This window comes from Sphingobium sp. EP60837, assembly GCF_001658005.1.
Taxonomy (GTDB): domain Bacteria; phylum Pseudomonadota; class Alphaproteobacteria; order Sphingomonadales; family Sphingomonadaceae; genus Sphingobium; species Sphingobium tyrosinilyticum.
In genome coordinates this window covers 1,268,102-1,289,208 of sequence record NZ_CP015986.1, presented here as the reverse complement: position 1 = coordinate 1,289,208, position 21,107 = coordinate 1,268,102, and the positions used below count along the sequence as shown (strand labels likewise).

The 21,107-nt window shown below is 64.6% G+C and carries 13 protein-coding genes and 1 riboswitch; all 13 genes read right to left on the bottom strand.

Annotated features, from left to right (window positions below; translation table 11 throughout):
• Nucleotides 1–61 precede the first annotated feature (61 nt).
• The gene (gene gltB / locus EP837_RS06285) at nucleotides 62–4,600 is read right to left on the bottom strand and encodes a glutamate synthase large subunit (protein ID WP_066525515.1); all 4,539 of its coding nucleotides are present in this window, start codon (nucleotides 4,598–4,600) and stop codon (nucleotides 62–64) included.
• 119 nt (nucleotides 4,601–4,719) lie between these two features.
• The gene (locus EP837_RS06280) at nucleotides 4,720–6,171 is read right to left on the bottom strand and encodes an NAD(P)-dependent oxidoreductase (RefSeq protein ID WP_066525512.1); all 1,452 of its coding nucleotides are present in this window, start codon (nucleotides 6,169–6,171) and stop codon (nucleotides 4,720–4,722) included.
• 163 nt (nucleotides 6,172–6,334) lie between these two features.
• A complete protein-coding gene (locus EP837_RS06275; RefSeq protein ID WP_066525509.1) occupies nucleotides 6,335–7,144 on the bottom strand; it encodes an undecaprenyl-diphosphate phosphatase in 810 nt (269 codons plus the stop codon).
• A gap of 181 nt (nucleotides 7,145–7,325) precedes the next feature.
• The gene (locus tag EP837_RS06270) at nucleotides 7,326–8,273 is read right to left on the bottom strand and encodes a complex I NDUFA9 subunit family protein (RefSeq protein WP_066525506.1); all 948 of its coding nucleotides are present in this window, start codon (nucleotides 8,271–8,273) and stop codon (nucleotides 7,326–7,328) included.
• Nucleotides 8,274–8,364: 91 nt separating this feature from the next.
• Nucleotides 8,365–8,943, bottom strand: a complete 579-nt coding sequence (locus EP837_RS06265) for a TMEM165/GDT1 family protein (RefSeq protein WP_066525504.1) — start codon at nucleotides 8,941–8,943, stop codon at nucleotides 8,365–8,367.
• 98 nt (nucleotides 8,944–9,041) lie between these two features.
• A riboswitch (yybP-ykoY riboswitch) is annotated at nucleotides 9,042–9,169 on the bottom strand.
• A 1,167-nt stretch (nucleotides 9,170–10,336) separates the two neighbouring features.
• Complete coding sequence (gene rmuC / locus EP837_RS06260) at nucleotides 10,337–11,770, bottom strand: DNA recombination protein RmuC (protein ID WP_066525502.1); 1,434 nt, start codon at nucleotides 11,768–11,770, stop codon at nucleotides 10,337–10,339.
• A gap of 69 nt (nucleotides 11,771–11,839) precedes the next feature.
• Nucleotides 11,840–13,012, bottom strand: a complete 1,173-nt coding sequence (locus EP837_RS06255; protein WP_066525499.1) for an aminotransferase — start codon at nucleotides 13,010–13,012, stop codon at nucleotides 11,840–11,842.
• 161 nt (nucleotides 13,013–13,173) lie between these two features.
• Complete coding sequence (gene guaA / locus EP837_RS06250; protein WP_066525497.1) at nucleotides 13,174–14,733, bottom strand: glutamine-hydrolyzing GMP synthase; 1,560 nt, start codon at nucleotides 14,731–14,733, stop codon at nucleotides 13,174–13,176.
• A 121-nt stretch (nucleotides 14,734–14,854) separates the two neighbouring features.
• Complete coding sequence (locus EP837_RS06245; protein WP_066525492.1) at nucleotides 14,855–16,087, bottom strand: TCR/Tet family MFS transporter; 1,233 nt, start codon at nucleotides 16,085–16,087, stop codon at nucleotides 14,855–14,857.
• Nucleotides 16,088–16,165: 78 nt separating this feature from the next.
• Nucleotides 16,166–17,464, bottom strand: a complete 1,299-nt coding sequence (locus EP837_RS06240; RefSeq protein WP_066528841.1) for an ammonium transporter — start codon at nucleotides 17,462–17,464, stop codon at nucleotides 16,166–16,168.
• Nucleotides 17,465–17,654: 190 nt separating this feature from the next.
• Nucleotides 17,655–18,197, bottom strand: coding sequence for a hypothetical protein (locus EP837_RS06235; protein ID WP_066525490.1), 543 nt, complete (start codon nucleotides 18,195–18,197; stop codon nucleotides 17,655–17,657).
• Between the two features lie 68 nt (nucleotides 18,198–18,265).
• Nucleotides 18,266–20,428, bottom strand: a complete 2,163-nt coding sequence (locus tag EP837_RS06230) for a prolyl oligopeptidase family serine peptidase (protein ID WP_066525488.1) — start codon at nucleotides 20,426–20,428, stop codon at nucleotides 18,266–18,268.
• Between the two features lie 102 nt (nucleotides 20,429–20,530).
• Entirely contained in the window at nucleotides 20,531–20,956 is a 426-nt protein-coding gene (gene rplQ / locus EP837_RS06225; protein ID WP_013847805.1) for a 50S ribosomal protein L17, read from the bottom strand.
• Between the last annotated feature and the right edge of the window lie 151 nt (nucleotides 20,957–21,107).

Below are 21,107 nucleotides of genomic sequence, written 5' to 3'. Positions count from 1 at the left end.
TATCCCACAAGCGAAGCACGAAAAGGGGAGCGAGACATCCGCCTCGCTCCCCCATTGTCCCTTATTCCGCGGCGACCACCTCAGCAGACGCATCGCTCAACGGGTGGGTCAGCCGGTGCACCATTTCCTTCGGGCAGACCTGCCAGACATAGCGCCTCCAGCGGTCCCAATCGTCCAAGATGGTGTTCGACCACTTGCTGTCGGTCGTCACCGCATGCTCGGCGATCAACGCCTTCAACTGGGCTTCCCAATGGGCGCTTTCCAGTCGCTGCCAGACAATGCTTTCCGGGTTGGCGCGCCGCTCGAAGCTGCCGTCCTCGTCCAGGATGAAGGCCATGCCGCCGGTCATGCCCGCGCCGAAGTTCGCGCCGGTGCGGCCCAGGATCACAGCCGTACCGCCGGTCATATATTCGCAGCCATTGGCCCCGCAGCCTTCCACGACGACCTGCGCGCCCGAGTTGCGGACGGCGAAGCGTTCGCCCGCCTGACCCGCCGCGAACAGCTTACCCGCGGTCGCGCCGTATAGCACGGTGTTGCCGATGATCGTGTTGTCCTTGCTCGACAGCGGCGATGACACGGTCGTGCGCACGACGATCGTGCCGCCCGACAGGCCCTTGCCCACATAGTCGTTGGCGTCGCCAAAGACTTCCAGCGTAATGCCCTTGCACAGGAACGCACCCAGCGACTGGCCAGCCGACCCGCGCAAACGCACGGTCAGATGCCCGTCCGCCAGCGTGGACATGCCGAACCGCTCGGTCACGGCGGCGGAAAGCCTGGTGCCGACCGCGCGATGCGTGTTGCGGACCGTATAGGTCAGCTGCATCTTCTCGCCACGCTCGAACACGGCCTTGGCGTCACGCATCATCTGCGCATCCAGGCTGTCGGGCACCTCGTTGCGCCATTCGGTGAGGGAGAAGCGCCGCTGATCGTCGGGCGCATCCACCTTGGCCAGGATGGGATTGAGGTCGAGATCGTCGAGATGCTCGGCGCCGCGATTGACCTGCTTCAGCAGTTCGGTGCGGCCGATCACCTCATCCAGGCTGCGATAGCCCAGCCGCGCCAATATCTCGCGCACTTCCTCGGCGATGAAGGTCATGAGGTTAATGACCTTTTCTGGCGTGCCGGTGAACTTCTGCCGCAGCTTTTCATCCTGCACGCAGACGCCGACAGGGCAGGTGTTCGAGTGGCACTGGCGCACCATGATGCAGCCCATGGCCACAAGGCTCAGCGTACCGATGCCAAACTCTTCCGCGCCCAGGATCGCCGCGATCACGATGTCGCGCCCGGTCTTTAGGCCGCCGTCGGTGCGCAGCTTCACCCGATGGCGCAGGCCATTGAGGGTGAGCACTTGGTTCGCTTCCGACAGGCCCATTTCCCATGGCGTGCCAGCATATTTGATCGAGGTCTGGGGCGACGCGCCCGTGCCGCCGACATGGCCCGCGACCAGGATGACGTCGGCATGCGCCTTGGCCACGCCCGCCGCGACCGTGCCGATGCCGGCCTGGCTCACCAGCTTGACGCACACCCGCGCGCGGGGGTTGATCATCTTGCAGTCGTAGATGAGCTGCGCGAGATCCTCGATCGAGTAGATATCATGGTGGGGCGGCGGCGAGATCAGCATCACGCCGGGCGTCGAATGGCGCAGCTTGGCGATGAACTCGGTCACCTTGAAGCCGGGCAGCTGGCCGCCTTCGCCGGGCTTGGCGCCTTGCGCGACCTTGATCTCGATTTCTTCAGCCGAACCCAGATATTCCGCGTGAACACCAAAACGGCCCGACGCGATCTGCTTGATCACGCTGTTCGCATTATCGCCATTCTCATAGGGCTTGAAGCGGGTCGCATCCTCGCCGCCCTCGCCCGACACAGCCTTTGCGCCGATGCGGTTCATCGCGATCGCCAGCGTCTCGTGCGCCTCGGGAGAGAGCGCGCCCAACGACATGCCCGGCGTCACGAAGCGCTTGCGGATCTCGGTGGTCGCCTCGACCTCGTCGATCGGCACCGCCTCGCGAGCGAAGTTGAACTCCAACAGGTCGCGCAGATAGACCGGCGGCAGGTCGCGCACGCCGCGCGCGAACTGCAGATAGGTCGAATAGCTGTCGGTCCCGACCGCCGTCTGCAGCAGGTGCATCAACTGCGCGGAATAGGCATGGCTCTCGCCGCCGTTCCGCTGGCGATAGAAGCCGCCGACGGGCAAACGCACCGCCGCGCTGTCATAGGCCGCCTCATGCCGCAGCTTGGCGTTATGGTGCAGCGAGGCATAGCCTTCGCCCGAAATCTTCGCAGGCATGCCGGGGAAGAGGTCGTTCACCAGCGCGCGGGACAGACCCACCGCCTCGAAATTATAGCCGCCGCGATAGCTGCTGACGACCGCGATGCCCATCTTGGACATGATCTTCAGCAGGCCCTCGTTGATCGCGACCCGGAACCGCTCGAAACACTGGTCGAGGTCCAAGTCGCCGAATAGGCCGCGTCCATGGCGGTCGGCGATGCTGGCTTCAGCCAGATAGGCGTTCACCGTGGTCGCGCCGACGCCGATCAGCACCGCGAAATAATGAGTGTCGAGCGCTTCGGCGCAGCGCACGTTGATCGATGCGTAGCTCCGCAGCCCCTTGCGGACGAGATGCGTATGCACCGCCGCCGCCGCCAGCACGCCAGCGATGGCGACCCGGTCCTCATTCACATATTCGTCGGTCAGGAAGATTTCGGTGCGGCCTTCGCGCACCGCCTGCTCGGCTTCCTCGCGAATGCGGGCGATCGCCGCACGCAGTTGCTCTTGCCCGCCCTCGGCCGGGAAGGTGCAGTCGATTTCCGCGACGGCCGGGCCGAAATGCGCCTTCAACCGCGCCCATTCGGACGAGGTCAGAACGGGCGAGTCCAGCACCAGCACATGGCTGTTCTGCGCGTCCTGCTCCAGAATGTTGTGGAGGTTGGAAAAGCGCGTCTTCAGGCTCATCACATGCCGTTCGCGCAAGCTGTCGATCGGCGGATTGGTGACCTGGCTGAAATTCTGGCGGAAGAAGTGGCTGACCGTGCGCGGCTTGTCGGAAATGACCGCCAGCGGCGTGTCGTCGCCCATCGATCCCACGGCTTCCTTCGCGTCCTCGACCATCGGGGCGAGGATCAGCTCCATATCCTCCAGCGTCAGGTTCGCCGCGACCTGGCGGCGCGTCAGCTCCGCCTTGTCCCAGTCGGGCAGCGCGCGCCCCGCGTCCGGCAGATCGCCGATCGTCATGAAGTCCTTGATCAGTTCGGCATAGGGCCGCTCGCTCGCGATCTGGTCCTTGATCGCGCGATCGTCATAGATTTCGCCTTCCTGCAGATCGACGGCGATCATCTGGCCGGGGCCCATGCGGCCCTTCTTGACGATGGTGGTTTCGGGAACGACCACCATGCCGGTTTCCGAACCCACGATCAGCAGATTGTCGCCGGTCAGCGTGTAGCGCAGCGGACGCAGCGCGTTGCGATCGACGCCCGCCACGGCCCAGCGGCCGTCGGTCATCGCGAGCGCGGCGGGGCCGTCCCATGGCTCCATCACGGACGCGAGATATTCATACATATCGACATGCGACTGCGGCGTTTCGTTCGCCGCCGCCTGCCAGGCTTCGGGCACCAGCATCAGCTTCGCGGTCGGCGCATCGCGGCCCGAACGGCAGATCGCCTCGAACACGGCATCGAGCGCGGCGGTGTCGGACGCACCGGCCGGAATCACCGGCTTGATGTCCTCCGAATGATCGCCGAAGGCCAGCGAGGCCATCTTGATCTCGTGGCTCTTCATCCAGTTCTTGTTACCGCGGATCGTGTTGATCTCGCCATTATGCGCCAGCGTGCGGAAGGGCTGGGCCAGCCACCATTGCGGGAAGGTGTTGGTCGAATAGCGCTGGTGGAAGATCGCCACCCGGCTCTCGAACCGCTCATCCTGCAGGTCGGGATAGAAGACCGACAACGATTCAGCGAGGAACAGGCCCTTGTAGATGATCGAGCGGCACGACAGCGAGCAGATGTAGAAATCCTGGATCTGCGCGGCGATCACCTTCTTCTCGATCCGGCGGCGGATGAGGTAAAGGTCCTTCTCGAACTCGGCGATGTCGCGTTCTTCGGGCATCGGCCCGGCGATCATGATCTGCTCGATCTCGGGGCGCGTGCGCTGCGCCTTCTCACCGATGACCGACACGTCCACCGGCACCTGGCGCCAGCCATAGATGGTGTAGCCCGCGTCGATGATCTCGCTCTCGACGATCGTGCGGCAGGTTTCCTGCGCGGAAAGGTCCGTGCGCGGCAGGAAGATCATGCCGACGGCAAGGCGGTTGGGCAGGGGCTTGTGCCCCGAATCCGCGATCGCGTCGTCAAAGAAGCGCACCGGCAGATCGACATGGATGCCCGCGCCGTCGCCGGTCTTGCCATCCGCATCGACCGCGCCACGGTGCCACACCGCCTTCAGCGCATCGATCGCCGAAGCGACCACACGGCGGCTCGGCCGGCCATCGGTCGCCGCGACCAGGCCCACGCCGCAGGCGTCGCCTTCCATCTCCGGATGATACATGCCCTCGGCGGCAAGGCGCGCGCGCTCTTCGGGGCTCGCCATATAGGGGGTGTTGGCCATAATGCCTCCTCGTCATTCCGTTCGGTTCAAGCCCTTCGACGGGCTCAGGACATGCTTGTCTTCAAAATCTCTGTGCCACGTTCTCGACAAGCGCGAACCGAACGGGCTGAATATGCGGTTTAGGCGGCGACTTTCTCGCCCACCGCTGCCTTGGCCTTGGCCTTCAGGTAGCGGTGCATATGCTCGGTCACGTCCCGACCGTCGCGGATGGCCCAGACGACCAGCGAAGCGCCGCGCACGATGTCGCCCGCCGCGAATACGCCATCGACGCTGGTCATCATCGTCTTGTGATCGACGCGCAGCGTGCCCCAGCGCGTGACCGACAGGTCGTCCGCGCCGAACAGCTTGGGCAGTTCTTCCGGATCATAGCCCAGCGCCTTGATGACGAGGTCGGCTTCCATCGAATATTCGCTGCCCGGATCGGGCTCGGGCGCACGGCGGCCCGACGCGTCGGGCTGGCCCAGGCGCATCTTGGTGACCTTGACGCCCGTCACATGCTCCGTGCCCTCGAACGCGATCGGCGCGGAAAGCCAGACGAACTCGACGCCTTCTTCCTCGGCGTTCTGCACTTCACGCTGCGATCCGGGCATATTGTCCCGGTCGCGGCGGTAGAGGCACTTCACCGAAGTCGCGCCCTGGCGGATCGCCGTGCGGACGCAGTCCATCGCCGTGTCGCCGCCGCCGATGACGACGACCTTCTTGCCGTTCGCATGCAGCGTGCCGTCTTCATGCTCGGGCACGGAATCGCCGAAACCCGCGCGGTTGGAGGCGGTCAGGAAGTCTAGCGCCTTGACCACGCCCGCTGCGCCCACACCGGGCGCCTTGATGTCGCGCGGCTTGTAAACGCCGGTCGCAATCAGGATCGCGTCATGGCGGGCGCGCAATTCCTCAAGGGTTGCCTCGCGGCCGACCTCGAAACCTTCATGGAAGATGATGCCGCCATCCTTCAGCCGCTGGACGCGGCGCATGACGACGTCCTTCTCCAGCTTGAAGCCTGGGATGCCGTAGGTCAGCAGCCCGCCCGCGCGGTCGTGCCGGTCATAGACATGCACCTCATAACCAGCGACGCGCAGATATTCCGCGGTGGTGAGGCCCGCCGGGCCCGAACCGATGACGCCCACCGACTGGCCCAGCGGCTTGCCGGGGACCAGCGGCTCGACCCAGCCTTCCTTCCAGGCGGTGTCGGTGATGTATTTTTCGACCGAGCCGATGGTGACAGCGCCATGGCCGGAGAATTCGATGACGCAATTGCCTTCGCACAGGCGGTCCTGCGGGCAGATGCGGCCGCAGATTTCCGGCATGGTGCTCGTCAGGTTCGACAGCTCATAGGCTTCGCGCAGCCGCCCCTCGGCCGTCAGGCGCAGCCAATCCGGAATATGGTTGTGCAGCGGGCAATGCGTCGAGCAATAGGGGACGCCGCATTGCGAGCAGCGCGACGCCTGCTCTTCCGCGCGCTCCAGCAGGAAGCTGCGGCTGATTTCCAGGAAGTCGTCGGCGCGATCATCGGCCGAACGCTTCTCGGGATAGGCTTGGCCCGTTCCCACGAATTTCAGCATCGGATTGTCAGCCATGATGAGTCCCTAAAATGAGTCAGGGGCGCACATAGCAGAAAAACCCGCAGAGTCACGCGGATTTTGAAAAGTAAGGCAGCTATTGTGACCTAAATTCGAGGGATTTTTGGCTCATTTCGCCGATAGGGGCAAAATACGCTCTAAGTTTAGTTCCAAGTCGGCCCTATCGCAAGGCCAGCCACATCAGCGCCGCGATTCCCACAACGATTCGATACCAAGCGAAGGGCGCAAAACCATGGCGCGAAACCAGCCCGACGAACCAGCGGATCACCAGCAGCGCAACGATAAAGGATACGACAAAGCCCAAGGCGATGCTGTCCCATCCTACCGCCGCCGACGTGATCTTCTCGCCCTTCTTCAGCAGTTCCAGCGTCGTTGCGCCCAACATCGTGGGGATGGCGAGGAAGAAGCTGAACTCAGCCGCTGTCCGCCGCTCCACGCCCAGCGCCAGCGCGCCCATGATCGTCGCGCCCGACCGGCTGACCCCTGGGATCATCGAGATACATTGGATCAAGCCGATGCCCAGCACGCGCACCAGCGGAATGTCGGCAATGCCATGGAAGCGCCCGGCCTGGATCATCCGCTCGATCAGCAGGACCGCAACGCCGCCCGCGATCAGCGCCCAAGCGACCACGTGGGGCGCGCCCAGCAGCATCTCGATATAATCGTGTAACGCCAGCCCAATGACCGCAGAGGGGATGAAGGCAAGCACCAAATTGCGCAGGAAACGCCAGCTGGTCGGTTCGCGCCGCAGCAGTCCCATGCCGACCGCCCAGAATGTGCGCCAATACAGCACCACCACCGCCAGGATCGCGCCCAGCTGAATGACGACATTGAACATCGCCCAGACCGACGCGTCATAACCCAGCAGTTCGCTCGCCAAAATCAGGTGCCCGGTGGAGGAAACCGGCAGGAACTCGGTGAGCCCTTCGACGATGCCAAGCAGGATGACCGTCAGATAATGCAGGTCCATGGGCGGCGCTGGTCCTTGAACTGAAAGGGGAAATCCGCCCCGGACGGGACGGATGCAAGATCGGTGTGCCTATTGTGCAGAAGCAACGGGCGCACGCAATGGCCGCGCGGGCATATCGGCCGCGCCAGCCTGTCGTCCCGCCGACAGTAGGGCAGGGCGGGGGGCAGGGGCGGCCTGTCCGTCAGACCTTGGCGCGTCCGGCGAAGCGTCCGTGCCGGCGATAGCGGACCAACCAATTTTCGGCCACCGCCTCCATCGGAGTTGGCGAAACGCCCAATTCGGTCAGGCCAGCAGCGCCCGCCGTTACAACATTGTCCCTCTGCAGCATTGCATATTGATCGCGCGTGATTGGCGCGCCCGGAAGCCAGCCAAAGCTCGCGATGGTCGATGCGATCGAAGGCGGCACGGCGACCAGGCTGCGATCGCGGCCGATTGCCTTGGCGATCCAGCGGTTGAGGTCGATCATGCTGATTTGCCGCGGCCCGCCCAGCTCGAATGTCTTGCCGCCATGAAGGCCGGGGTTGGCGGCCGCATTGGCGATCGCCTGCGCGACATCGGCGACATAAACGGGCTGGAATTTCGTGTCCGCGCCGATCACCGGGACGACCGGCAGGCGGCTGATAAGGTCGGCTAAGCGGTTGAGGAACTGATCCTCGGGGCCGAAGATGATCGATGGGCGGATGATCGTCGCCTGCGGGAAGGCGGCCTTCACCGCCGCCTCGCCAGCCGCTTTCGACCGGCCATATTCGGATGGGCTTTGCGGATCGGCGCCGATCGCCGAGACATGGACCAACGCCTGCACGCCCGCTTCCGCCGCCGCCTTGGCGACATTGGCCGCGCCGTCATGATGCGATCCTTCGAGGTCGCCGCTCAACACGCCCACCAGGTTGATGACAATGTCGCTGCCCGCAATCGCGCGCGCGACGCTTTGCGGCTTGCGAATGTCGGCTGCGACGAACTGTTTCTGGCCTAGCGCCCCCAGCGGCTGCACGCGCATCGCCCCTGCCAGGTCCCGCTGCGCCACGCGCACGCGCGCGCCGCGCTCCATCAGCGCCTGGGCGACCTGACGGCCGAGGAAGCCGCCGCCGCCGAACACCGTAACCAGACTGTTCTTCATCACGCGTTCCATGCCTGTCCTGCTTGGGGGAATGACTGCAAGCGCTCCCCTTGCAACAGCCGCCGCCCGCTGACAACAGGCGGGCGGCCGGGCATGTTCCTTTTTAGGCGATCCAGCCCTGAAGACCCGCAATCATCCACAGGCCGAGCGCAAGGAACAGCAGCGCCGCGCCGATCTGCAGCGCGCGCATCGGCACCATTTTCGCCAACGCTTCGCCGAACAGGACGGCCGGGACATTGGCGATCATCATGCCCAGCGTCGTGCCAGCCGTCACCGCGAAGACATTCTCGAACCGCGCGCCCAGCGCCACCGTGGCCACCTGCGTCTTGTCGCCCATCTCGACCAGGAAAAAGGCGATCAGCGTGGTCAGGAACACGCCTGCCTTGGATGGGGCCTTCAGCGGCTCATCCTCATCGATCTTGTCCGGGATCAGCGTCCAGGCCGCCATCACGATAAAGCTCGCCGCGACGGCGTAGCGGAACCAATCCTGCGTCAGCACGCCCGCGATCGAATGACCGACCAGCGCCGCCAGGAAATGATTGGCCAGTGTCGCGAATAATATGCCCATAATGATCGGCACCGGCTTTCTGAAGCGGGTGGCGAGCAGCATGGCGAGCAGCTGCGTCTTGTCGCCCATTTCCGCAAGCGCGACCAGGGCAGTGGAGGTGAAGAGAGCTTCCATAAGGTTCGATCCGGGCCGGGCGAAGGGTTGAAGACGCAATGCCACCGCCTCCTCCCGCCCGGCCGGACAGGGAAGAGCCGATGCCATTGGTCTCGCCCGATACGGCCGGCCCGAGCCTTCGCCCGTCCACCCCGCATCCCGCATGCCACGGCCTCTCGGCCAAATATGTTGACATACGGCCCGCTCGCTTCTGCGAACGGCTGGCTACTCCCCAGATGACAAGGGGCCTTTACGGAAGATTGGCGGTGGAAACAAGATGTTCGGCGGTTCCGGCATTTTGCCCCGAAGTTCACGCGCTGTTGGGGCGTTCGTGCTTACGACCGCTTGTGGGAGAGGTGCGATTAATCGAACGATTCAATGAGGAATGCGGGATCAGCTGTTCGGCGCGAAATAGAATATGGTGAAGCGACCGTGTCGGGACATGGGATTTTTAGGAAGAATCTGTAGCCATTGGGTCACCCATCATTCTGAGCAGCTATTCCGGCCCAAAGGCCGGTTGGCGGTGAGGAGATGGGGCGGAAACGGCCAGTAGCCGTCAGTCCTTTGTACCCCGGAATCCCATAACTTCGTCGATGATCGGACGCGGATTCCGGCTCAAGATTTGGATGACGGAAAGTTGTCGGCTACCGACCAATGACGGTCGCCAGTTCTTCGTCACCCCGGACTTGATTCGGGGTCCCGCTTGACATTGTAACCAGAAGAAGCGGGATGCGGCTCAAGGCCGGCATGACGGTAGAGTTGTCGGCTAACGACCAAACTCGGCCCTTCGATGACCATGCGGACATACTTGATTGCGGACGGTCTGCGTCGTGGTAGCGTGCATAGATGAACAGCTTGCATATAATCTGCTCTATGGCTTTGGCTATAGGATTGGCGGCACGGCTTCCGGCCCAGACGCCTTCGGCTAAAGAGGATTTGAGCGATCAGATCATCTCCGCGGCATGGGGTGATCCGACGACGTGCAATCTCACGAATGCCTCGCCCATTCGGTTCGCCGACGCGGCGCGCGATGGTGGAGCGGTAAGCGGAGCCTGCGTGTCGATTACAGCGTATTGGTAGGGGGGAGCGATCTACGCCAACGAAGCCGATGCGGACCTTGCAAAGTCCGTCGTTACACCAAGGCTTAACGGGCGGCGCGTTGGCATCTACGCCGACGAGCGCACCTTCAAGAAGGCTCCCCGCCGACCGACACCCTTCACCGTTGTTGGATCTACGCATCCTGCAAGACGGAGTGGCCTGGCGCGATGATGGTGCTCGGCTATTGCCATTTTTCAGATGGGCCATTCTTGAAGGTGTCGCAAACGCGGCCTGCGCATCGACGCGACGTCCGCTAATCGAGTTCCCAACAGTGGCCGGTCGCTAACCACCCTCACGGAACCAACTATCGCCCTCCCTACTCCGCCGCGTCCGCCACCACCTCCGGCAGGGCGCGCACCGCCTCGGCGGACGCCGGTTCGCGCACCAGCGCCTCGACCGGTTCCAGCGCCTCCAATTCCCGTGCGCCCGTCTCGATATTGAGGTCGCGCAGCTTGCGGCCCGTCACCAGCACCCGGCTCTCAAAGCTGCCGATGAAACTGTTATAGTCGCTTACCGCCCCGGTCAGCCGGTTGCCCAGCTTCTTGAGCGATCCCGCCGCACCTGCAAGCCGCTCATACAGTTCCTTGCCCAGCGCGCCGATCCGCTTGGCTTCGTCCGCCATCTTCTCCTGCCGCCATACCGCCGCAACGGTGCGGGCGATGGCGATGAGGTTGGTCGGTGTCGCCAGCAGCACGCGCTTGCCGAACGCATGGTCCCATAGTTGCGGATCATGTTCCAGCGCGGCGGAGAGGAAATGTTCGCCCGGCACGAACATGATCACATAGTCGGGCGCCTCATCGAACTGGTCGGCATAGCTTTTGCGCCCCAGCGTATCGACATGCGCGCGCATCGCCGCGGCATGGGCGGAGAGCAGTCGCTTCCTTTCATCCTCGCCATCGGCCCCGTAGGCGTCCTGGTAGGAGTTCAGCGACACCTTGGCATCGATCACCAGTGCGCGGCCGCCCGGCACGCGCAGGATCGCGTCGGGCCGCAGCCGCCCGTCCTCGCCCTCGACGCTCACCTCGGTGTGGAAATCGACATACTCGGACAGCCCGCACGTCTCCAGCACATTGCGCAACTGCTGCTCACCCCAGCGGCCCCGCGCCTTGGGCGCATGACGAAGCGAATCGACGAGCCGCTGCGCTTCGGCGCGCACGGCTTCCTGCCCCGACTTCATCGATTCGATCTCGCCGCGCAGGATGCCGTATGCCTCCGTCCGCTGCTGCTCGATCTGGCTGATCTTCTGATCGTAGCGCTGGATCGTCTCGTTGACGGGGTGCAGCAACTGCTTGAGCTGCGCCTCGCTCTTCTCATGCGCCTGCGCCAGCCGCTGGTCGGCACGCTCTAGAAAATGGCTCTGCGCCTGATGGAGCAGTTTGCCGCCGATCTCGCTGAACTGCGCCGACAACTGCTCCTTCGCATCCTTCAGCGCCGCGATCTGCGCTTCGAACGCCTCGGCTCGCGCCTGTGCCTCGGACCGCAGCGCCGCCAGTTCGCGTTCGACAAGGCCCCGCGCCGCCCGCTCATCGTCTAGCCGCCGCGCCAGGTCGCCCGCCTGCACCGCCCGTTCCTGCGCCACCACCAACTCCTGCAGCGCGCCGTTCCGCTGCGCCTCGGCTTGGCCCAGCTTACCCGCAAGCTCCACCTTCTCCGCAGCCAGCGGCGCCACCGCCTTGCCACGCAGCAGCCAGCCGAGCCCCAGCCCGGCAACGAGCGCCGCGAGGCATAAGATAACGGCCAGGCTGTCCATGATGATCCCCCTTATGGAACGAAAGGTGAACCTAGCGACCCAGGCCGGTCCCCGCAAGTCTTGTTGCGGTCAGCCGATCGACGCCCGGAACCTGCCCAGCCGCGCGACCGCCCCATCGATCACCGCGTCGCTCTTGGAAAAGCACAGACGCACCAGATGGGTGACGGCAGCGTCGGGATAGAAGGCCGAAATCGGGATCGCCGCGACCCCCGCCTCGCCGATGATCCGCTCGCAAAAGCTGACATCGTCCAGGCCGATGCCCGACGCCGTCAGGTCGAGCGTCACGAACCATGTCGCCGCGCTCTCCTTAACGGCATAGCCTGCGCCGCGCAGCCCGTTCACCAGCCGGTCGCGCGACGCCTGATAATCCGCGCGCATCGCGGCGAACCACGCGTCCGGCTTGCCCAGCCCCTCGGCCACCGCCCATTGCAGGCTCGGTGCGCTGGTGAAGGTCAGGAACTGATGCGCCCGACCTAGCAGCGTGGCGAGGGGCGCCGCCGCGCACATCCAGCCGATCTTCCAGCCCGTAAGCGAAAAAATCTTGCCCGCCGATCCGATCTTCACGGTCCGCTCGCGCATGCCGGGGAACGCCATCAAGGGCTGATGCCGGATGCCGTCGAACGTCACATGCTCCCAAACCTCGTCGCAGATCGCGATCAGATCATGATCCACGCAAAAGGACGCCAGCATCGCCAACTCCTCCTGCGTCGCCACGCTGCCACTGGGATTGAGCGGATTGTTGAAGATCAGCAGGCGCGTGCGCGGCCCGACCGCCGCCTCCAGCGCCTCTCGCCTGATCCACCAGTCGGGAGGCATGAGCCGCACCACCCGCGCGACGCCGCCCGCGCGCTCCACCAGCGGGAGATAGGCGTCATATAGCGGCGCGAGCAGCAGCACCTCATCGCCCGGCTGCACCAGCGCGAACAGGCTCGCCGCGATCGCCTCCGTCGCGCCGGACGTCACGATCACCTCCTCCGTGCGCAAATCCAGGTCCTGGTGCCGCCCATAATGGGCCGCCACCGCTTGCCGCAATTCGGGCAGGCCGGCGCTCGGCGGATATTGGTTGGATCGGTTGAGCAGCGCATCGGCAGCGGCGCTGAGGATATCGTCCGGCCCCTGCGCGTCGGGGAAACCTTGGCCCAGATTGATCGCGCCCGTCTCCCGCGCGCGTGCCGACATTTTCTCGAAGATGGTCGCTGGCATGTCCCGATAGACGGGATGGCCGATGGGAGCGCTGGTCATGGGGTGAGAGGTAATGGCTCTCAAGCCCGGAGTATAGCATCCCGAACATATCCCCGTTCGGGATCAGCCTGTCGAAGCCTTTCGTCAGCGTACGAGGCTGCGGCACCTTACGGTGCCGAATAAACCGGATGACCGTCCCCCGGACGGTCACTTAATCCGGTTTATTCCCACTCGATCGTGCCCGGTGGCTTGGATGTGAAGTCATAGCACACCCTGTTGATGCCCTTGACCTCGTTGATGATCCGCGTCGCCACGCGGCTGAGGAAGGAGGCGTCGAACGGATAGATGTCTGCCGTCATGCCGTCCGTCGATGTCACCGCCCGCAGCGCGCAGACGCTGTCATAGGTGCGGTGGTCGCCCATCACGCCGACCGTCCGCACCGGCAGCAGCACGGCGAAGGCCTGCCAGATCGCGTCGTAAAGGCCCGCGTTGCGGATTTCCTCCAGATAGATGGCGTCGGCCTTGCGCAGGATATCGCAGCGTTCCTTGCTGACCTCGCCCGGAATGCGGATGGCGAGGCCCGGCCCGGGGAAGGGGTGGCGGCCGACGAAGATTTCCGGCAGCCCTAGTTCGCGGCCCAGCGCGCGCACTTCGTCCTTGAACAGCTCGCGCAGCGGCTCGACCAGCTTCATGTTCATGCGCTCGGGCAGGCCACCCACATTATGATGGCTCTTGATCGTCACCGAAGGGCCGCCGGTGAAGCTCACGCTCTCGATCACGTCGGGATAGAGCGTGCCCTGCGCCAGGAAACCGGCCCCGCCGATCTTCCGCGCCTCATCCTCGAACACGTCGATGAAGGTCTTGCCGATGAACTTGCGCTTGGCTTCCGGATCGGTGACGCCTTCCAGCCCCTTCATGAACAGCGTTTCCGCGTTCACATGGACCAGCGGGATATTATAGCTGCCCCGGAACAGCGATACGACCTGCTCCGCCTCGCCGCTGCGCATCAGGCCATGATCGACGAAGACGCAGGTCAGCTGGTCGCCGATCGCCTCATGGATCAGCACCGCGGCCACCGCGCTATCGACGCCGCCCGACAGGCCGCAGATCACCTTGCCGTCGCCGACCTGCTCGCGGATCTCGGCGATCTTGGTCGCGCGGAATTCGGCCATCGTCCAGTCGCCCTTCAGGCCGCAGACATGGCGCACGAAATTGGCGAGCAGCTTGGCCCCATCAGGGGTGTGCACGACCTCGGGGTGGAATTGCGTGGCGTAGAAACGCTTTTCCTCATTGGCCGTCATGGCGAAGGGCGCGCCCTCGCTCACCGCAACCACTTCGAAACCGGGCGCCAGCTTGGTCACCTTGTCGCCATGGCTCATCCACACCTGATGCCGTTCGCCTTCTGCCCACAGGCCGTCGAACAGGGCGCAGCGCTTCTTCACCTCGATGAAGGCGCGGCCGAACTCGCCGCTCTCGCCGCCTTCCACCTGGCCGCCCATCTGCTGCATCATCGTCTGCTGACCGTAGCAGATGCCCAGGATCGGGATGCCCGCTTCGAAGAAAGCCTGCGGTGCGCGCGGGCTGTCCTCCCACATGACGGAGGAGGGGCCGCCCGACAGGATGATGCCCTTGGGCTGCAGTCGCTTGAAGGCTTCGGCGGCGCTGTTGAACGGCGCGATTTCGGAATAGACGCCCGCTTCACGCACGCGCCGGGCGATCAGCTGCGTCACCTGGCTGCCGAAGTCCACGATAAGGATGGAATCCTGAAGGGGCAGCGTCATCGAATCGCCTTTACGAACCGGAGAGAATGGGATGCCGCGCGGTTAGTCTCTGGGCGGCCATATGTCCAGTTTCCTGCCTCCGTTCGTTTCGAGCGCAGTCGAGAAACGGTCAAGAAAACCGTTACAAGAACACCTTGGCCTTCCCCTCACGCCCGGCCGCCCATCCCAGCAGCGCCGCGCCCGCCAGCACCGCCGCCGCGATCAGGAAGGCGCTGCCTATGAAGGGCAGCATCGGGCCCGGTCCCACCGACATGGAATAGATGGCGCCGAAAAAGAGCGGCGACAAAATGCCCGCGATCGACCCGACGCTGTTGTTCGCGCCCTGCAACTGGCCCTGCTCGGTTTCCGACACGCGCTGTGTCATCAGCGACTGGATCGTCGGCATGGCAAGGCCCCAGAGCGCATTGGGGAACATGGCCGCCACGAACAGCCAGCCGGTCGGGGCCAGTCCCATCGCCGCTATGCCGACCGCGCCGAAGCCGAGGCCCGCGACCATCGTCGCCCGGTCGCCCAGCCGCTTCACCACCGGGCCCACCAATATGCCCTGCACACCCATATCCATCAGGCCCACCAGCGCCAGCAACGTCCCTACCTGCCACGCGCCCCAGCCATAGCGGTCGCCCGCATAGAGCACGAACACCGCCGAAAAGAGGTGATGCGCGAAATAAAGCAGGAAATTGACGATGGAGAGGCTCGACAGTTCCGGATGCGACCGCAGCAGCTTGAGCGCGCCGAAGGGGTTGGCGCGCTTCCAGGAAAATTCCATGCGCTTCTCGCGCGCCAGTGATTCGGGCAGCACAAACAGCCCATAGAAGAAGGCGAGGGCGGACAGCCCCGCCGCCGCCCAGAAGGGCGCGCGCACCGAAATCTCGCCCAGCACTCCGCCCAACAGCGGCCCGGCGACGAAGCCGCCGCTGAACGCCGCGCCGATCAGCCCATAGCCGCGCGCCCTTTTGTCAGGCGGGGTGATGTCGGCCATATAGGCGAATGTCGATGTAAAGCTGGACGATGTGACGCCTGCCAAAATGCGGCCCAGCGCCAGCCACCACAGATTGGGCGCAACCGCCATCAGCAGGAAGTCGAGCGCCAGCCCAGCGACTGAAATCAGGATCACCGGCCGTCGCCCGAAACGGTCGGACAGCGAACCGATCACCGGCGAACAGAGAAACTGCATCGCCGCCCACAGCGCCACGAACAGCCCGTTCCACAATCCCGCCGCACTGGTCGACCCGGAAAGCTGCTCGATCAGTTGCGGCAGCACCGGGATGATGATCCCCATCGACATGACGTCGAGCAGTGCGGTCACCAGGATGAAGGCGATCGCCGCGCGGGGAGGGGCAGGGGGAGAGGACATGAGGCTGCGCTAGAGCCATGGGCGGCGGATGCCAAGGGGCCGTTCAGCGCCGCCGATGTCCGCTCCGCTTATATGCGCTCAATCGAACTCATAAGCCCTCTCGCCATGAAGGCTGAGGTCAAGACCGTCATGTTCCTGCTCGGCATTGACCCGCATCGGCAGAAGCAGGGCCGCCGCCCGCGCCACGATCAGTGTCGCGACTGCCGACCAAAGGGCGACGATCAGCACCGCTTCCGCCTGCACCAGCAATTGACTCCCAACGCTCAGGCCGGTGCCCAATCCGGTGCCGCCCAGCGTTTCGCTGGCGAAGACCGCGAGCAGGATCGAGCCCAGCATCCCGCCCACGCCGTGAACGGCGAACACGTCAAGGCTGTCGTCCACCTTCCAGCGATGCTTCACCCCCAGCACGGCGGCGAAGCAGACAAGCGAGCCAAGAATCCCGATGATGACCGCGCCCGTGGGTGAAACATATCCGGCAGCAGGCGTGATCGTCGCCAGCCCCGCCACCGCGCCGGTCACGACGCCGATCGACGTCGGCTTGCCGATCTTCAGATGCTCGGCCGCTGCCCAAGTGAGCGCCGCCGACGACGCAGCCAGATGCGTTGCGATGATGGCGGAGCCTGCCGCACCATCGGCGACCAGAGCCGATCCGCCGTTGAAACCGAACCAGCCGACCCACAGCATGCCTGCGCCGATCATCGTCATCGCCGGGCTGTGCGGCGGTATCATCGAATTGGGGAAGCCCTTCCGCGGCCCGATCATGATCGCCATCACCAGCGCTGCGATGCCCGCCGTGGTATGAACCACGATGCCGCCCGCAAAGTCCCGCGCGCCCGATTGCGCCAACCAGCCATTATCCCACAGCCAATGCGCGGTCGGGGCATAGACCAGCACCAGCCACAGTGCGGAAAACAGCATCAGCCAGCCAAACCGCACCCGCTCGGGAAACGCACCGACGATCAGCGCGGGCGTGATGATCGCGAACGTCATCTGATAAAGCGCAAAGACATTTTCGGGCACGGTCAGCCCTTCGCGGATGGCGCTCAGCCCATTGAGCCCGATTGCAGACAGGTCGCCAATGAACGGATTATCGCCCCGGAACGCGAGGCTATAGACAAAGAGGAACCACAGGATCGACGCCAGCGCCGCGAGCCCGAAACAGTGCATCAGCACCGACAGGAAATTTTTCGCGCGCACCAGCCCGCCATAGAAAAGCGCCAGGCCCGGCAATGTCATAAACAGAACAAGCGCGGCGCCAAGGATCAGCAGCAGCGTGTCCGCCTTGTCGATAGTCCTGGCGGCAGGAGCGGCCGCAGCCACGCTCGCGCAGGATGCAAGGCAGCCCGCCACCCCAAGACGAAATATTCCGCGCAACATGATAGCTTTTCCCTGCCGCCCCATTTTCTGCCGTGCGGCAGCTAGCCTCGGGCAAAGCTTCACGCAATGCGGAACATCGGGCGGAAACAGGAAAGAAGCCTGTCAGACGCGGAAAGGTCTGTCTTCAACGCATTCGAAAGCGGTCATGACTCCATTGGGGAAGTGAATTGCCGTTTGAAGCAGTGGCCGATCAGCGCGGCGCGGGCTCCCGACGGACATAGACGTTCGCGATCCGGCCGTTCTGGATGGAGCAGGTGAAATGCCGCGATCTGCCGTCCTGCGTCCGCCAGCCGGAGCGGACCTCGATATCGCCTTCCACATCATAGCCGTTCCGGGTTTCGCGCGGCTCCTGCACCTGGCGAACCTCGGCATAGCCGCCATCGCGTTCGGCCTCTTCCCGGGCGGCAAGGGCACAGCTGGTGATCGCGTCCTCGTCCTCCTCGGGCTCGGCCTGGGTCACGGCATCCTGGCGGCGGAGACGATCATCGCGTGGGTCGGAGTCCGATTGGTTGGGGTCTTTCGCCGCGACGTCTGAGAAATCATCGTCGGCGCGGGGCTGGGCGGCCTGGCTCTCGGAGTCATCGGGCGCGGAGGGCTGGGCGTCGTCCGGCCAGTCGTCCTGTTCCTGCGGGTCGCTTTGCCGCGGCTGATAGCCCTGCGCTACCGCTACGCCGCTCGCCAGCAGCGCTGCGGCCAGCACCGATCCCTTGATCCAACCCGCTTTGCCCGTCATCCCGGTGGCTCCTCTTCATTGCGGGGAGGCTCCTACACCCGACCGGCTGTCGCGCGGCTGAACGCTGATCAGGGCGCTGCGCGGATCTTGAGCCCCGTATGATAGGCCGCGAAGGCGTAGCTATCGGCGTATTCTTCGATCAGCTTGTCGATAGGCTTGCCCGATCCATGTCCCGCGCGGGTGTCCACGCGCAGCAGTCGCGGCTTGGGGCCAAGGTTCGCCGCCTGCAACGCGGCGGCATATTTGAAGCTGTGCGCCGGCACCACGCGGTCGTCGGTATCGGCGGTGCTCACCAGGATCGCCGGATAATCCTGCCCCTCGCGGATATTATGATAGGGCGAATAGGCACGCAGCAGCCGGAAGTCCGCTTCGCGATCCGGCGACCCGTAATCCTCGATCCAGTAGCGCCCGGCCGTGAAGCGGTCGAAGCGCAGCATGTCCATCACGCCCACCGCCGGGAGCGCGGCGGCGAACAGGTCGGGCCGCTGGTTCACCACCGCCCCCACCAGCAGCCCGCCATTGGACCGCCCCTCGATCGCCAGCCCGTCCCTGGACGTATAGCCCTGTGCCTTCAGCCACTCGCCCGCCGCGATGAAATCGTCGAACACATTCTGCTTGTTCGCCGCCCGCCCGGCATCATACCAGGCGCGGCCATATTCTCCGCCGCCGCGCAGGTTCGCGACCGCATAGACGCCGCCCTGTTCCAGCCAGGCGAGCCGTGTCGCCGAATAGCCGGGCGTCAGCGATATGTTGAAACCGCCATAGCCGTACAGGATCGTCGGCGCGGGGGTTTTCGACAGCGCCAGCGCCTTCTTGCGGATGATCGTCATCGGGATCAGCGTGCCGTCCTTCGACGGATAGCTCACCTGTTCGATACCGAACTGCTCCGGGTCGAAGGGCAACTCCGGCCGCGCGAACAGGTCGTAGCGCATGGTCGCCGTATCGAAGCGGTAGATGCTCGCCGGGCTCACGAAACCGGAAAAGCTAAAGAAGGTTTCCGGATCACCGTCCCGCCCCGAAAAGCCCGCGGCCGTGCCCACTCCTGGCAGCGGCACGTCGCTCACGCGCCGTCCGTCCAGCTCGACCAGTTCCGCCACCGTCTGCGCATCGGTCGCATAGGCCAGGATCAGCCGGTTGCCGACCAGCGCGCCGCCGGCCAGGCTGTCCTTTCGCTCCGGCACCACTTCCCGCAGGTCCCGCCAGCGGTGGCGCGCATCGATTGCGACCACCCGCCGATGCGGCGCATTCAGGTCCGTGATGAAATAGAGCGTTGATCCCCGGCTGCCGATCAGCCGCCAGTCGTTGGCGATCCCCCGCACCAGCGCCCGCAGCTTCAGCCGCCCGCCGGTCAGCTCCGCCACCCGAAATTCGCGGCGCGGATCGGTGCCCTCGAAGGAACTGACCAGCAGCCAGCGCCCGTCGCCCGTCACCTGCGCCATATGGCCGAGCTTGGGCCGATCCGGCGTCGCATAGACCAGCACATCCTGCGCCTGCGCCTGTCCCAGGCGATGATAGAAGATCTGCTGCCCCAGATTTTCCGAGCGATAGGCTTCCTGCGGCGCGGCGAAACGCGCGTAGAAAAATCCCTCGCTCCGCCCGTCCCAGGCCAGTTGCGAGAATTTCACCCATTCGATCCGATCGTCCAGCACCTTGCCGCTGTCGACGTCCAGTATCTTGAGCGTGCGCCAGTCGCTGCCCGCCTCCTGAACCGCATAGAGCAGGCGGCGGCCGTCGGGGGAGGGCGCCCATTCGGCAAGCGCCACTCCGCCGTCCTCCGCCCAGCTATTGGGATCGATCACCAGCCGTTGGGCCCCGTTCAGCCCCTCCCGCACATAGAGCGGGGTCTGCCGTTCCAGCCCGCTATTATAGCCGTAGAAATAGCGCTTCCCGGCCTTGCGCGGCAGGGTGAAGCGGCCGTGGGAGAACAGCGCCTCGATCCGCTTGCGCAGGATCTCGCGCCCCGGCAACGCGTCGAGCGACCGGCGGGTGAGCGCGTTTTCCCGCGCCACCCAGTCGCGTACGGCCGGGTCGGTGCGCACGTCATTTTCCAGCCAGCGATAGGGATCGGCTACCTTTATGCCGAAATGCTCCTCGACCAGGTCCGTCCGCTTGGCCACCGGATAGCGCAGCGCGCCGCCGCGATCTGCGGCGACCGCATCGGGTTCGGCTGCAGCGGGGGAGGCCGCCGCGAGCAGGACCAGCGATGCCAGTAGCAGCCGAAAAGCGCGCATCTCTCCCGTTCGTATCGTTGAAAATGAAACAGGCCACGGCTCGATTGAGCCATGGCCTGTGTCTAATCTATTGATCCGCCTTTGGTAAAGCGGATGTGCCTATCAGGCCGCTTCCAGCTCGTCCGCGTCGGCGTTCTGGACCGGACCCGAATCCTGACCCTTCGCATCGACATCACGATCGACCAGTTCGATGATCGCGATCGGCGCCGCGTCCGAAGCGCGGATGCCGGCCTTAATCACGCGGGTGTAGCCGCCGTTGCGATCCTTGTAGCGCTCGGCCAGAACTTCGAACAGCTTGGTCAACTGGGTGTCGTCCTGCAGACGGGCATGGGCCAGACGGCGGTTCGACAGGCCACCCTTCTTGGCGAGGGTGATCAGCTTTTCGACGTAAGGACGCAGTTCCTTCGCCTTGGGCGTGGTCGTCAGGATCTGCTCATGCTTGATGAGCGAAGCGGCGAGGTTGCGGAGCAGCGAGTTACGATGCCCGGCGCTGCGCTGCAGCTTACGATGACCAACCTTGTGACGCATATCTTCTTCCTTCGTTCGTTAAGGGCCCGTGTAAGGTAGCCCAGACCAGGCGGTGTTCAGGGCCACCGCCCATCAGCCCATAATTCGTCATCCCAGCGAAAGCTGGGATCTCCTGCCCCAAGGTCGCCCGTGTGGCCCGAGACCCCAGCGT

Coding starts and splice junctions, on each gene's coding strand:
- gltB (WP_066525515.1), bottom strand. CDS start 4,600: ATGGCCAACACCCCCTATATGGCGAGCCCCGAAGAGCGCGCGCGCCTT.
- EP837_RS06270 (WP_066525506.1), bottom strand. CDS start 8,273: ATGGAACGCGTGATGAAGAACAGTCTGGTTACGGTGTTCGGCGGCGGC.
- rplQ (WP_013847805.1), bottom strand. CDS start 20,956: ATGCGTCACAAGGTTGGTCATCGTAAGCTGCAGCGCAGCGCCGGGCAT.
- rmuC (WP_066525502.1), bottom strand. CDS start 11,770: ATGGACAGCCTGGCCGTTATCTTATGCCTCGCGGCGCTCGTTGCCGGG.
- EP837_RS06265 (WP_066525504.1), bottom strand. CDS start 8,943: ATGGAAGCTCTCTTCACCTCCACTGCCCTGGTCGCGCTTGCGGAAATG.
- EP837_RS06275 (WP_066525509.1), bottom strand. CDS start 7,144: ATGGACCTGCATTATCTGACGGTCATCCTGCTTGGCATCGTCGAAGGG.
- guaA (WP_066525497.1), bottom strand. CDS start 14,733: ATGACGCTGCCCCTTCAGGATTCCATCCTTATCGTGGACTTCGGCAGC.
- EP837_RS06280 (WP_066525512.1), bottom strand. CDS start 6,171: ATGGCTGACAATCCGATGCTGAAATTCGTGGGAACGGGCCAAGCCTAT.
- EP837_RS06235 (WP_066525490.1), bottom strand. CDS start 18,197: ATGACGGGCAAAGCGGGTTGGATCAAGGGATCGGTGCTGGCCGCAGCG.
- EP837_RS06230 (WP_066525488.1), bottom strand. CDS start 20,428: ATGCGCGCTTTTCGGCTGCTACTGGCATCGCTGGTCCTGCTCGCGGCG.
- EP837_RS06245 (WP_066525492.1), bottom strand. CDS start 16,087: ATGTCCTCTCCCCCTGCCCCTCCCCGCGCGGCGATCGCCTTCATCCTG.
- EP837_RS06255 (WP_066525499.1), bottom strand. CDS start 13,012: ATGACCAGCGCTCCCATCGGCCATCCCGTCTATCGGGACATGCCAGCG.
- EP837_RS06240 (WP_066528841.1), bottom strand. CDS start 17,464: ATGTTGCGCGGAATATTTCGTCTTGGGGTGGCGGGCTGCCTTGCATCC.